The 13,648-nt window shown below is 73.5% G+C and carries 8 protein-coding genes; 2 read left to right on the top strand and 6 right to left on the bottom strand.

From position 1 onward, the window contains the following. Positions 1-23 precede the first annotated feature (23 nt). From ABGB21_RS26030 to ABGB21_RS26020, 3 genes are all read right to left on the bottom strand, one after another. Positions 24-1,337, bottom strand: coding sequence for an ABC transporter ATP-binding protein (locus tag ABGB21_RS26030; protein WP_347652863.1), 1,314 nt, complete (start codon positions 1,335-1,337; stop codon positions 24-26). A gap of 208 nt (positions 1,338-1,545) precedes the next feature. After that, a complete protein-coding gene (locus tag ABGB21_RS26025; RefSeq protein ID WP_347679974.1) occupies positions 1,546-3,213 on the bottom strand; it encodes a hypothetical protein in 1,668 nt (555 codons plus the stop codon). Continuing rightward, positions 3,210-5,231: a glycosyltransferase gene (locus ABGB21_RS26020; RefSeq protein ID WP_347652692.1), complete on the bottom strand. Its 2,022-nt coding sequence runs from the start codon at positions 5,229-5,231 to the stop codon at positions 3,210-3,212. The genes ABGB21_RS26025 and ABGB21_RS26020 overlap by 4 nt, the downstream gene beginning before the upstream one ends. A 155-nt stretch (positions 5,232-5,386) precedes the next feature. On the opposite strand from ABGB21_RS26020, the gene ABGB21_RS26015 reads away from it, so the two are divergent. Further along, positions 5,387-7,048 carry a glycosyltransferase gene (locus tag ABGB21_RS26015; RefSeq protein ID WP_347652693.1) on the top strand — a complete coding sequence of 554 codons (1,662 nt, stop codon included), beginning with the start codon at positions 5,387-5,389 and terminating at the stop codon, positions 7,046-7,048. Between the two features lie 64 nt (positions 7,049-7,112). Here the strand turns inward: ABGB21_RS26015 and ABGB21_RS26010 are convergent, their stop codons facing one another. Beyond that, positions 7,113-8,231, bottom strand: a complete 1,119-nt coding sequence (locus ABGB21_RS26010; protein WP_347652694.1) for an FAD-dependent oxidoreductase — start codon at positions 8,229-8,231, stop codon at positions 7,113-7,115. Between the two features lie 106 nt (positions 8,232-8,337). On the opposite strand from ABGB21_RS26010, the gene ABGB21_RS26005 reads away from it, so the two are divergent. Beyond that, complete coding sequence (locus ABGB21_RS26005; protein ID WP_347652695.1) at positions 8,338-8,685, top strand: helix-turn-helix domain-containing protein; 348 nt, start codon at positions 8,338-8,340, stop codon at positions 8,683-8,685. Positions 8,686-8,743: 58 nt separating this feature from the next. Here the strand turns inward: ABGB21_RS26005 and ABGB21_RS26000 are convergent, their stop codons facing one another. Together ABGB21_RS26000 and ABGB21_RS25995 are read right to left on the bottom strand one after the other, a co-directional pair. Continuing rightward, on the bottom strand, positions 8,744-11,164 hold the full coding sequence (locus ABGB21_RS26000) for a glycosyltransferase family 2 protein (protein ID WP_347679972.1): 2,421 nt from the start codon (positions 11,162-11,164) through the stop codon (positions 8,744-8,746). 19 nt (positions 11,165-11,183) lie between these two features. Further along, on the bottom strand, positions 11,184-13,562 hold the full coding sequence (locus ABGB21_RS25995) for a bifunctional glycosyltransferase family 2 protein/CDP-glycerol:glycerophosphate glycerophosphotransferase (RefSeq protein WP_347680050.1): 2,379 nt from the start codon (positions 13,560-13,562) through the stop codon (positions 11,184-11,186). Positions 13,563-13,648: the final 86 nt, after the last annotated feature.

Here is a 13,648-nt window from a genome sequence, read left to right as displayed (position 1 = left end):
GCACACTACCGGTCGGTAACTTGTCAGCGCCAGCCGACGTCGATGCGGTCCCCCCGCTCGTCGAAGAAGTGCACGGCGTCCATCCGTACCGAGACCGCCATCGGGTGACCGGCCGAGACCGCCGGGTACGGCGCCAGCCGTACCGCCAGTTCGGCGGGGCGGCGGTGGTGCCGTCCCGGGTCGTTCAGCACACTGTCCCGGGTGCCGTTCCGGCCCGGCGGCGGCACCGGCGCCGACGCGGTGGCCCGGCCGGTCAGTCGCTGCATCACCTGACCCAGCCGCCGGATGCCCCGTCCCGCACCACCGACCCGGTCGCCGCTCACCGGGGCGCCGAGGTCGTCGACGACGATCGCCGTCGCCCCGATGTCGAGGAACGCCAGCGACTCGTGCCCGTGGTGCTCCAAGTAGCGAATCCGCCCCTGGAGCACGTCTCCCGCCGTGTCCGGGGCCACCGGGGTCAACGCCTCGGCCCGCATCCCGACCACGATCCGCTCACCGTGGTAGTGCGCCACCGCCCGGGCCCGGATGTCGTCCCAGGGCAGATAGAGCGCCTGCTCCCCGAGGTTGAGCGTGACGTACCGGTCGAGGTGGACGTAGACCGTCGCCTCCAGCAGATTCATCCGGGGACTGCCGAGGAACGCGGCGACGTAGAGGGTCGCCGGCCGGCCGTACACCTGGGTCGGGGTGCCGACGTCCTGCAGGACCCCCTTGCGCATGATCGCGACCCGGTCCGCCATGGTCAGCGCCTCGGCCTGGTCGTGGGTGACGTAGACCGTGCTCACCCCGAGCTCCCGGACCAGTCCGGAGATCTCCGCCCGCAGTTCCGCCCGCAGCCCGCTGTCTAGATTGGACAGCGGCTCGTCCATCAGAAAGAGACCGGGACGGCGAACGATGGCCCGTCCCATCGCCACCCGCTGCCGCTGACCGCCGGAGAGCTGGCTCGGCTTGCGGCCCAGTACGTCGCCGATCCCGAGCGCGTTCGCCACGTCCGCCACCCGCTCACCGCGGGCGGTTTCCTCCACACCCGACAGCCGCAGCGGAAAGGCGATGTTGTTTCCCACCGACATGTGTGGATAGAGCGCGAAGTCCTGGAAGACCATCGCGATTCCACGGTCCCGTGGCGGCAGGTCGTTGGCGAGTTCACCGTCGAGCAGCACGGCACCGCTGGTCGGGTCCTCCAAGCCCGCGACCATGCGCAGTACGGTGGACTTTCCGCAGCCCGAGGGTCCGAGCAGCACCATGAACTCGCCGTCGTTGACGTCGAGACTCACCTTGTCCACCGCCACTGTCCCGTCCGGGAACACCTTGGTGACATCCTTGAGCGCGACGGTGGTCACCGTCACCTCCCCGCAGCGTAATGGGCCAACCCGGAATGACTGTGACGAGGATCATGGCATAAGCCCATCGGGTAAACGTGCCATGTTCACGTTGTGACGCAACGGTTACCGGAATCGGCGTGAAAGTTGCACGATCGTCAAGCACCCGAGGTCGTCGGGTTGAAACGAATCACCCTCTCGACACGCTGTCCCACTACCTGGCGGGCACTCAGTGCACGCGCAGTCGGACCAACCGGCGGCCGTCCGGTCCGGGTACGACCCGGACCGCGTACCGGTCGAGCCACGGATAACCGCCGGCCGGGGCCAGCACCCAGTCGACCCGGTATCCGGCGAGCAGTACGGTCCGGCGCGGCACCGGGGTCGCCGGATCAAGCAGTGTCGCCTGGTCGGCCCGGCGGCGGGGCTCGTCCGGCAGCAGCGGATCCGGCCACGGTGGAGCGACCGCGCGGATCCGGTACCGCAGCAGGGCACGGCTCACCACCGGGTCGGCGGTGAGCAACACCGCGTCCGGCCGTACCTGGCGGGCCACCCACCGGTGGTCGGACGGCACGCTCACCCGGTACGCCGCCCGGCGGGCCGGGGTGAGCTGTTCCCGGGGCAGCACCAGCAGCAGATTGCCGTACTGGACGACCAGCCCGGCCAGCAGCGTGACCACCGCGGTCGCCGCCCACAACCAGGTCGCCCCGGTACGGAGGGAGACCCGGGGCGCCGTCGCGCGCCGGACCGCCCGGACCGCCCGGACCAGTTCCACCGCCGCCGCCACCTGCAGACCGAGCAGCACGATCGGCCAGAGCCGGCCCAGGGCGTATCCACCGGTCACCCCGCCGACCAGCACCGGAACACCGGTCAGGCCGAAGAGCAGCACCAACGGGTCGAGCCGGTCCCGGCACAGCCGTACCGCGAGTGCGGGCAGCCCCACCAGGAAGCCGAAGCCGTACCGGGCCACCGGATCCAGGTAGAGCGGCCGGTGGATCGGATCAAGGTCACCGGTCCGGGTCACCAGGTCGGTGACCCGGAAGTACGGCCAGGCGAGTGCGACGAGCACCGCCACCACGACGGCGACCGACAGGCCGCGCAGCTCGGCCCGGACCGGGGTCTCGCCGGCGCGCCGCACCAGCAGGGTCCGGCCGAACCGCCCGGCGACCAGCGCGAGCGAACCCAGCGCCGCGCCGAGCGCGGTGAACGGGTGGACCAGGACCAACGCCCCGCCGAGCAGGCCGACCAAGATCCACCGGCCGGTCGTCGGCGCGGCCAGGGCGCGGGCCAGCGCCACCCAGCCGAGCAGCAGCAGGGCCAGCCCGAGGGTGCCCGGGTACGGCAGGATCAGCACCAGCCCGCGCAGGGTCGGAAACCCGCTCCAGCTGAGGACGGCGGTTCCCCAGAGCAGCGGGACGGCACACAGGACCAGCACCGGCGCCCACGGGTCGGCGCTGAACAGCCCGACGAACCGGCGCAGCCCGTACAGCAGCAGGGCCAGGTTGACCGGGGCGGCGGCGCTCAGCACCACGGCGGCCGGGGCGCCGGTCACCCTGGCGACCAACGCCAGCAGCAGGGTGTACGGCGTCGCGTACGGCCCGTTGACCGTCGAGTCGACCATCGGGTTGCCGGGGTGCCCCAGGTCGTCGGCGAGTCGGCCGACCGTCGCGACGTGCAGCCCGAAGTCCGCGCCCCACGGCTGGCGCAGGCTCAGGGCGACCGCCCCGAGCACCGCCAACCCCGACAGCACCAGGTACGCCGAGAGCGTCGACCGGTCAGCCCCGGCCCGGCCGGCTGCCGGGGCGGCCCGGTCCTGCTGACCGGCGGGCCGGCCCGCTGTCGGGTCGGCCCGGTCCGGACCGGCTGGCCGTCCGGGCCGGTCCGACGGCCGCGCCGTCATCCGCCCATCGCGCCGGACCCGACCGGCTCGACCGGTGACCCGCCCGATCCGACCGATCCGACCGACGTGCTGCCGGGACCGGCCGCCCCGTCGGCCGGGCCGGTACCGAACTCGGCGTGTCGGGGCAGACCTGACCACTGCACACCCCCACCCCGCAGGAAGTACTCCAGCCCGGGATCCCAGGTGTGCCCGGTCGAGCGGCGGTGGTAGACGTAGCCGAGCGGATGCGTCCGGTAGACCAGGCCACCGGCCCGCCGTACCCGGTCGATGAGGCCACGGTCGACCGACCGGGGCACCGGGCGCCAGCCGCCGACCTGTTCCAGGTCACCCCGGGCGAGCAGCATCGTGCCACCGGCGACCACCGTGGTGAAGCTCTCCGGGGCGCCCGCGTCCCGCCGTACGGTGGTGTCCAGGGCCGCCAGGTGCACGAACTCGGCGGCCTTGCCGACCAGGGTGGCGCCGGAGTGGTGCCGGGCGAGGACGAGGTCCCAGACGTGTTCGGGGCCGTACGTGTCGTCGTCGTCGAACTTGGTCACCAGGCTGCCCCGGGCCCGGGCGGTGGCCTCGCCCAGCACGGCGCCGAAGCTGTGCCCGGCCGGCACCTCGTGGATCTCCAGCGGGCGGCGGCAGTCGGCCAGCCGGGACCGCAGGTCGGCGGGGAGGGTCACGCCGTGCAGGCAGAGCACGATCTCCAGGTTCGGATAGCTCTGTGCCTCGATCGCGGCGACCGCCTCGGGCACCTGCGCCAGCCGCCGGGTGACCAGCAGCGCCGAGACCGGGGGCACCGTGGGCAGCCCCGGGAAGGCCGGGCCGGCCAACCCGGTCAGCGCGAAGGCCCGACCGTGCCGGCGCAGTACCGCCCGGCGTTGCCGGACCGCGCGGATCTCCCAGTCCAGCGGTGTCGCGTACCGGTCGGGCAGGTCGCCGGCGATCAGGTCGGCGACCTCGGCGGCGAGGTGTGCCCGGGCGGCCGGCGGCAGTTCCGTCGTGTGTACCGGGATCCCGGCCGCGATCAGCCGCAGCAGCAGCGCCGCCTCCCGGGCCGGCCGTCGACCCGGCACCGACCGGCACTCGAGCAGCCCGATCCCGGCCAGTGCCGCCGACTCCCGCTCGGTCAGCCAGGCACGGTCCGGGGGGCCGTTCAGGTCGAGTCCGTCCGGGCCGACGATCCGCCAGCCGGGCGCCGCCGAAGCCACCGGGAAGATCAGTTCTGCCCGGGGTACGTCCGGCCCGAACGGCCCGTACCGTCCGACGGGTACGGCGTGTTCGACGTCGAGCAGCACCGGTCCCGGATCGACCACCAGCAACGCCCGGTACTGCTCCTCCACCGGCACACCGCCGCCTTCGGTTGCCGACCCGGTGGCGCCACCCCGGTCCGGCCCGGCCAGTGGCGGCGTCCGGTCGTCGGGGCGCAGCACCAGGTCGTACGGGCGGATCTCGGGGTTGGCGGTGAGGTCGCCGGTGACGACCGCGAGGTGGGGTCCCGCCCCCAGCCAGTCGGGTACGACGTCCTGGGCGGTCACGTCCGGCCCGGCCGGTACGGGCAGCGGCCGTACCGGGGTGAGCAGCGGCAGGACGGCGGCGAGCACCGAACGCAGCGGGACGGACCAGCGCAGTTCGAGGTCGACGACCGCCCGCCCCCGATCCTGCCGGGGCAGCCGGATCCGCTGGTGGAGCAGGTGCGGCAGCGGGCCCAGTCGTCCGGACCAGCTCCGTTGCGGGATCCGCCACTCGTCGACGACGATCCGGACCTGACGTACCCGGGCCTGTGCGACGGGCTGGTCGAGCAGGTGCCGCAGCCAGCTCAGCGATTCGGCGGCGACGACCATCCGGACCACGAACACCCGGTGCCATGGTCTGCCCGGCCCCGCCTTCCGGCCGCCGGCCGGCGGACCGGGTACCCCGGTCAGGCCGGAGCCCAGCATGGCGACCGGCCAGCGTCGGTGCCGCCGGCGGTGCGGCGCGCCGGCCACCACGCGCCAGCGCAGGTACTTCTCCGGTTCGTCGCTGGTCGGCAAGCCGACCCCCTCATCGACTGGTGACAGAACTCAGCCTACGGGCCGCTATTGTGAAGCCACTTACAGTAGCGGTTTCTGGATCGGATTCCGACAACCTCTCGGCGCGCGGCGACAGAACGTCAGCGCTACGCAGTCAGATAACTACACTGTGGCACGTGTTGTCGTCCCCCAGCCGGGCCGCCGCTCCGGCCCACACCCCGGTCCGGTTGTTCCGCAACGACTGGAGTCCGCTCGCCCCGCCGGCCCTGGACGACTGGCGGCCGAGCCGGTCGGTGTCGCTGGTCATCCCGGCGTACCAGTGCCAGTCGACGCTCGACCTCACCCTGGCCGCGCTGCGGCACCAGACCTATCCGACCGGACTCTTCGAGGTCGTGGTGGTCGACGACGACAGCGACCCGCCGCTGCGGCTGCCGGAGATCCGCCCGGAGAACTGCCGGCTGGTCCGGGCCGACGAGCACGGCGCCGGCTGGGGGCGGGCGAACGCGTTGCACGTCGGCGCGGGGGTGGGTGACGGCGAGATCCTGCACTGGCTCGACGCTGACATGGTCGTCTTCCCGGACCACGTCGCGGCGCAGGTCCGCTGGCAGCACGCCAGCGACGAGGTGGTCACCCTCGGGTACAAGCGGTTCGTCAACCACGGCTGGGCGGTCACCCCGGAACAGGTCGCCGAGGCCTGCGCCACCGGGGCCGTCGACCGGCTGTTCCGGTTCGAGGAGACCGAACCCCACGAGTACGTCGAACGCCTGATCAACGACACCGACCAGTTGCGCGGCGGCGACCACCTGAACTTCCGGGCCCACGTCGGCGCCACCGCCGCCCTCTCCCGGAGTCTGTACGCGGAGACGGGCGGCCTGAACCCCGGTCTGCGGCTCGGCGAGGACACCGAGTTCGGCTACCGGCTCGCCCAGGCCGGCGCGGTCTTCGTCCCGGAACCGCGTGCCCGCAGCTGGCACCTCGGCCCGTCCCACATGATGACCAGGGGCGACGCGTTACGCCGGTACAACCGCCCGTTCCTGGCCGACCTGATGCCGCAGCCCCGCTACCTGCGGCCGGCCGCGAACCGGGTCTTCGCGGTGCCGCTGGTCGTCGCGGTGGTCCCGGCCGACGGGCCGTACGAGATGGTCCGCACCTGCGTGGACCGGCTGCTCGCCGGTGACCTGACCGACCTGCGGGTGATCCTGGTCGCCGACTGGGCCGAGATCGCCGACGACCGCCGGTCGATCCTCGCCGACCCGCTGCTGGAACGCCGGCTGCTCGCCGCGACGTACCGCTCCGAGCCTCGGGTGACCCTGGCCTCGGCCCGGCCGGACACCGCCTTCCCCGCCCCGTACCTGCTGGAACTCGCGCCGTGGGTCGGCGTCGACGCGGACACCGTACGGCGGCTGGTGGCGGTCGCCGACGAGTGGCAGGTCGGCCTGGTCCGGGTACTGCCGGTCGGTGCCGCTACCCCGGACGACGCGGTGACGCTCTGGCGTACCTCGGCGGTCAGCCGGGCCACCCGGGTGCGTCGAGGAGACGAGCCGCTGGACCAGGTGGTCGCCGAGGTGGCCGGCCGGCGCTGGGTCAGCGGCGACGACCTCGGTGTCGGCGACCTGCGACGCCTGCCGGAGAGCCAGTGGGTGGCCCCCCGACCCCGACTGGTCGTCCGGTCGGACAAGCGGGCCCGACGCGCCGCGATGGCCGGCGTCGAGACCATTCCGGTGGGCGGGATCCGGTCCCTGGCCAACGCCACCCGGTTCGTCGCGAACCGGTACGCCGGACTGGCCGCCGACCGCCTCCGGCAGCGGCTGCGCCGGCCCGGCCCGCCCACCAGCTGACCGGTCGTACACATGTTCCATCCACAGGCTGTGGACGAACATGTGTACGAACGCCCCGGGCGGGTCAGTCGACCTCGTCAGGTGCCGCGTCGAACAGCTCCACGAGCGTACCGACCAGCATGTTCCGACCCTTGATGTCGGCGGCGATCTCCGGTCCGGCGACCCCTTCGACCATGCCGGGCAGCAGCCCCGCGCCGCCCTCCGGGCCGAGCGGCACGAGGATGACCGGCGGCATCGGCTGATAGTCGGCGGTCTCGCCCTCGCCGGTGATCAGGTGCCGGAGGTTCGCGGCGACCAGGTCGGCCTGCGCGCTCGCCCGACCTGCCATGTTCAGGTCGGCGTCGGTCAGGTCGCCGACCGCGAAGACCCGGTCCTGGCCGAGCACCCGCAGCCGCGGGTCGACCCGCAGGTAGCCCTGTTCGTTGCGGACCTCGGCGAGCGCGCCGGTGAGGTAGTCGCTGGCCGGGGCGACCCCGAAGCAGCGGTACCAGATGTCGGCGGTCAGTTCCTCGCCCGCCTCGGTGGTCACCGCCACCGCCGCCCGGGTCGCCGGCTCGGCGGCCGGCAGTGCCCGGAGCCGGCTGCCGAGAATCAGCTCCACGCCCATCTTGTCGAGTTGACGGCGCAGCTCGTCACGGAGTTCCTGGTCGTACGGGCCGGGCAGGATGTCCGGTCCGGCGTCGACGATGGTCACCCGCTTCTCCGGGAAGAACGCCTTGATCTCGCCGGCCAGCTCCAGCCCGGACGGGCCGGCCCCGACGAGCAGCACCCGCTCGGCGCCGCGCAGCTCGGTGTGCGCCGTCCGGAGCCGGGCCCGGGCGGTCTCCACGTCCGGGTCGGCGACCTTCGCCGGGAACGGGTACGCCGATCCGGTTGCCAGGACCAGGTAGTCGGGTTCCAGGCGGGCGCCGGAGCCGAGCGTCACCTGGCGGCCGTCGACCGCCACCGCCCGGTCCCGGATGAACCGTCCCCGCCTGAGCAGGTGGTCGTAGCGGAAGAAGATCCGGTCGAGCCACTCGGGCTCGACCAGCGCTCGCCAGGCCGCCACGTTGTGCACGAACGCCTCGGTCGGGTCGACCAGTGTCACCCGGGCCACGTCGTCGAGCTGTTTCGCGACCTTGATACCGCCGTAGCCGCCGCCGACCACCACCACGTGTGGCGGATTGTCTGCCTGCTCGGTCATGTCTGTCTCCTTCTGGCCCGTTTTCGGCCTTGGAAAATCGAAGTCGTGAGCGCCAGACTAGCCGCTTCGAAAAGAAGAGCGCTACCTCCGTGGCTAGCATGGGGTCATGCCAGCGAGAACCCCGGCCGAGACGCCGGAGAGCTGCGCCCGCGCCGACGCCGCGTTGGCCCGGGCCTTCTCGCTGCTCGGCAAGCGCTGGACCGCACTCGTCCTGGGCAGCCTCAGCTCCGGCCCGGCCGGGTTCCGGGAACTGTCCCGGTCGATCGAAGGGGTCAGCGACTCGGTGCTTTCCGACCGCCTGTCGGAACTGACCGAGAACGGGCTCATCGCCCGGAACGTCGACCCGGGACCACCCGTCGCGGTCTCCTACCAGCTGACCCCCCGGGGCCAGGCCCTCATCCCGGCCCTGGACGGCGTCTCCGCCTGGGCCCGGGAACACCTGCCCGACTGCTGAGCCGCAGCCGCCTCGGGCCGTCAGCCGCTGACCGCCCCCGTCCGTGGCCGCAGCCGCCTCAGGCCGGCCGCGGGCCCAGCCGGACCACCTCGCGCTCCCGGTCGGGCAGCAGCTCCAGCCGACGGATCCCCACGTTGACGTCCCGGGGCAGCATCCGCCGCGCGGAAACGTCGAACGGCAGGTCAACCGGCATCTCGTCGGATCGTCGCCGGTACAGCGGCACCCAGTCCCCGTCCGCCGGCCCGTCCGCCCCGGTCAACGGAATCCGGACCGACCACCACGCACCCCGGACCTCGGCCGGCAACACCAGGTCCGGCAACGGCGGGCCGGTCGGCGTACCGGACTCCCGGTGGCGGAGCAGGATCCGCAGCTCGGCCCAGCCCTCGCCGTCGGACGGCAGGCCACCGGTCAGCACCAGCGTCCCGTCGGCCAACTCCGCCCCGGCGGCAACCGGACCGGGCGGCAGCACCCGCAACCACAACACGCCGTCGTCGGTCGGCCGGGCCATCAGCTCCACCGGGCCGAGCACCTGTCGTACTCCGGTGAAGTCCGCCGGCACCGGCAACTCGACCGGCTCCGCCCCCGGTTCGGCCAGCGCCACCCGCCACCCGGCCCCCGCCTCACCGACCAGCACCGCGCGACCGCCGGTCGCCGCCGGGCCGTCCCCGACGGGCCGGGCGTCCCCGTCGACCAGGCCGCTGTCCGCGACCAGATCCTCCAGCGGCACCCGCGCCGTCCAGCACCCGTCCACCGGGCCGGCGCCGGTCGGTAGCACCGGATAGGCCCGACCCACCACCCCGGTGACCCGGCTCAGGCACACCGTCGTCCCCGGCGCCGGCCTCCGCCCGGCCACCCCCTCGACCAGCAGTGCCTTCTCCGCCACCCGTACCCCGGTCACCCGGGCCCCCGGACGCTCCACCCGCAACCAGAGCCGGCCGGAACGGACGAACGGCACCACCCGCACCCCGGCGTCGACCCACCGGGCCGGCAGCGCCGGCCGGGCGTCGCCGACCGCCAGCATGCCCGGACGCGGCCGACCCGCACCGACCAGCAGCACCAGGAAACTCCAGTCCCCGATGGCCCAGCCGCCCCGGCCCCGCAACCGACGCGGGTCGACCAGGGTCGAGAAACCCGCCCAGCCCGCCCCGGGCTGCCGGCCGTCGGCGCCCGGAGGCTCGGTGCCGCCCGTCGCATGCACCCCGCCCGTCGGATGCACCCGAGTCGGCAACGGCAGCATCCGCCGCCACCGGCGGGCCGGCGCACGCAGCCAGAGCAGCCGGATCGGCTGCCACGGCCGGGCGGCGCCCCGGGACACGTCGTAGGCCAGCCCTCGGACCAGAAGCCGGTTCCCGACCCAGCGCGCCTCGTGCACCTCGGTCCGCACCCCGCCCGGCGCCCGGTACGCCCGCCGGGGCACCGCCGGATGCCCGGCGTCCAACAGTGGCAGGTCCAGATAGCGGCGCAGCCCCCGACGGACCACCGTCGACGGCTGCCCCGCCGGGCCGACCGCCAGCACCGCGAGCAGCTCCGGCAGCGCCCGCTCCCGGGCCAACCGCCAGGCGACCCGCAGCCGGGGAGCGAGCCGGTCGAGGACCGACTCGTCCACCCCGGCCAGGAAGTCGACGGTCAGGTCGAGGAACCGGCGGCGGTAGGCGTCGTCGACTACGGGCAGCAGGTCGAGGAACATCCGCAGGTCACTGCGGAGCGCGCTCTCGTCGTACCACCGTTTGAGCTCGGGTTCGGCGAGCCGGGCCAGCGACCGGCTCGCCGACGTCACCGCGGCGAACCGGTCCACCAGGTTGGGTACCTCGTCCTGGCGCTGGCTCAGCGAGCGGACGGCGCCGGGCGGCCGCTGCCGCCAGTAGTAGACCGGCAGGTCGAGCACGTCGACCTGGCGCGCCACCGCGTACGCCGGGATCGTCACCGGGATGTCCTCGTACCGGATCCCCTCCGGGAAGCGCAGCCGGTGCCCGGTCCAGAACGACCGGCGGAACACCTTGTTGCAGGCCAGCCGGTCGTAGACCAGGTTCGGCTGGTCCCGCAGGCTGATCCCGAGCCGGGTCGTGCGATGGGTGCCCCGGTGCAGCCACGACTGCCGCAGCCCCTGTCCGGTCAGCAGCGCCACGTTGCCGGAGGCGAAGTCCGAACCGGTCCGTTCCAGCGCCCCGACCAGCACCTCCACCGCGTACGGCGGCAGCACGTCGTCGCTGTCGACGAACATCAGGTACTCGCCCGTACCGTGGTCGAGGCCGACGTTGCGGGCCGCGCCCAACCCCCGGTTGTCCTGCCGGAGCAACCGGAACCGGTCGTCCCGGGCCGCCCACCCGGCCGCGATCGCCGCACTGCCGTCGGTGGACCCGTCGTCGACCAGCACCAACTCCAGCCCGCGCCAGGTCTGCCGGGCCAGCGAGTCGAGACACTCCGGCAGATAGTCCTCGACGTCGAAGACCGGTACGACGACGGTGACCAGCGCCGGCACGGCAGGACCCGCCGACCGGTCAGTCCGGCTCGCCGAGCAGGGTCCGCCGGACCACCCGCTCGGCCGCCCGGCCGTCGTCGAGGGCGCAGAACCGCCGCCGGAACCGGTCCCGGGCCCGGGTCGCCGCCGGATCGTCCACCGCTCCGGTACGGAACCGGGTCAGCAGTTCGGTGAAACTCGTCGCCACCGCGCCCGGCGCCTCCGCCAGGATGTCGAGGTACACCCCCCGCTGCCGTCGGTAGTCCGCCCAGTCCGGCGCGTAGATCACGATCGGCCGGTCCAGGCAGCCGTAGTCGAACATCGCGGACGAGTAGTCGGTGATCAGCACGTCCGCCGCCAGATAGAGGTCCTCCACCCGGGGATGGCCGGTCACGTCCCGTAGCCGGCCCACGTCGGTGCCGGCGTCCGACCGGTCGACGACCCCGGTGGAGCCGGCGACGGCGTCCGGCGGGTCGGGCGGCGCCCCGGCGGCGGCGCGCCCGGCGGTCGGGTCGAGGTAGTGGCCCCGGACCAGCACCCGGCCGGTCGGGCCGAGGACGTCGAGCAGCGCCGCCGGCTCGAACGGCGGCCGGTAACCGGGCCGGTGTTCGCGGTGCGTCGGCAGGTAGAGCACCACCCGGTCGGCGGGTCCGAACCCGAACGCGTCCCGCACCGCGCCGATCTGGGCCGGGGTGGCGTTCACCAGCCGGTCGTTGCGCGGGTAGCCGGTCTCCAGGGTGACGTACCCGGCCGGGTAGGCCCGGTCCCACATCTGGGTGGAGAAGCTGTTCGAGGTGATGCTGTAGTCCCAGCGGTCGATCCGGCGCAGCAACCGGCGGAAGTCGAGTCCGACCGCACCGGCCGGATAGCGCTGCTGGTCCAACCCCATCACCTTCACCGGCGTGCCGTGGTGGGTCTGGACGTGCACCGAGCCGCGCCGCTTCATGACGTAGTCGGGGAAGTTGACGTTGTTGACCAGCCAGCGGGCCCGGGCCAGGGCCCGCAGGTACGGCCGGGTCCCGGCCACCACGTACGGCACCCCGGGCGGCAGGGTGTCGGCCAGGTCGCGACGTACCACCCAGACACCTCGGATGTGCGGGGCGAGCCGACGGGCCTCGGCGTGGATCGCCGCCGGATTGCAGGCGTAGCCGCGATACCAGTACGCGGCGTACACCGCCAGCGTCGGGTCGATCGGACGACGCAACTGGGCGGCGTAGTAGGCCCGCCGCAGCCCCGCCCGGCCCAGCCCGACCAGCCGGCGGGCCCTCGACGGCCGTACCGTCACCGGCCCGTTCTCCGGCAGTCCCGGCCGGTCCCCCGTCGGTTCCGGCCGGCTGCCCGGCAGTCCCGGCCGGTCCCCCGTCGGTTCCGGCCGGCTATTTGCCGGTTCCGAGCGGCGTCCGGTCAGGGTGGCCAGTGGCACCACCCAGCGGGACCGGCCCGCCAGCGTGCTCCGCGACCGGTGCAGGGCGCGCAACAGCAGGTACGCCCACCAGTGGCCGCCGGCCACCAGCCGGTGCTTCACCCCCTCCGCCCCGCCCGGCCGCCGGTATCCCCCGGCCGGCCGGAAGCGCCGGTAGTCGGCGACCACCCGGTCGAAGAAGTCCCGGCGCAGTCGCGGGGAGAGTCGTCGACCGTTGCCGAGCACGATCAACTGGTGCCAGACCATCCGTTCGAAGATCAACGGGCGGAGGTCGTCGTACGCCGGTCCCCACCGGTCCATCAACGCGAAGACCCGCCGCCAGTGCGGGAAGACCTCGAAGTGCCGGTCGTCGCGGGTACCGGTGATCGCGCCGGCCCGCCGCTGCCGGTAGTGCACACACACCCGGTCCAGTACGTTGATCCGCTCGGCGGCGAGCAGTACCGGATAGCTGAACGACACGTCCTCGTACCAGCCGGGGCCGAAGCGCAGACCGAGGTCGGTGAGGAAACGTCGACGGACCACCTTGTTCCAGGCGGTGTGCAGGACGCCCAGCACCTCGGGCCGGTCCCGGACGGTGAAGACCCGCTCCCCGCTGTCCGGCACGGTACGGGTCATCGCGCTGCCGAGCGTCCGGTTGTTCCAGTACGCCCGCACGTGGTCGACGACCAGCACCTCCGGGTCGGCCCGGCGCAGCCGTTCCGCCACCACCGGCAGGCAGCCCTCGGCCAGCCAGTCGTCGCTGTCGAGGAACCAGACGTACTCGCCGGTGGCCCGGTCGAGGCCGATGTTGCGGGCCTCGCCGAGCCCGACGTTGGTGTCGAGGCGGACCGCCCGGACCCGGGGGTCGCGGGCGGCGTACTCGGTAATGATCTCGCCGCAGCTGTCCGGGGAGCAGTCGTCGACCGCGATCACCTCGATGTCCCGGACCGGCTGGTCGAGAATCGAGTCGAGGCACTCCCGCAGGTAGCCCTGGACCCGGTAGGCGAGCACCGCCACCTCGGCCAGGTCATCGGTGAGTACGACGTCCCGGGCGCCGGCCGCCCGCAACTGTTCCCGCAGGTGCGCGGCGAGTGGCTTGCCGT

Origin of the sequence: Plantactinospora sp. B24E8, assembly GCF_039871735.1 — a bacterium.
Lineage (GTDB): Bacteria > Actinomycetota > Actinomycetes > Mycobacteriales > Micromonosporaceae > Plantactinospora.
The sequence above is the reverse complement of the archived record's forward strand: the minus strand, read 5'-3'. Positions and strand labels throughout refer to the sequence as shown.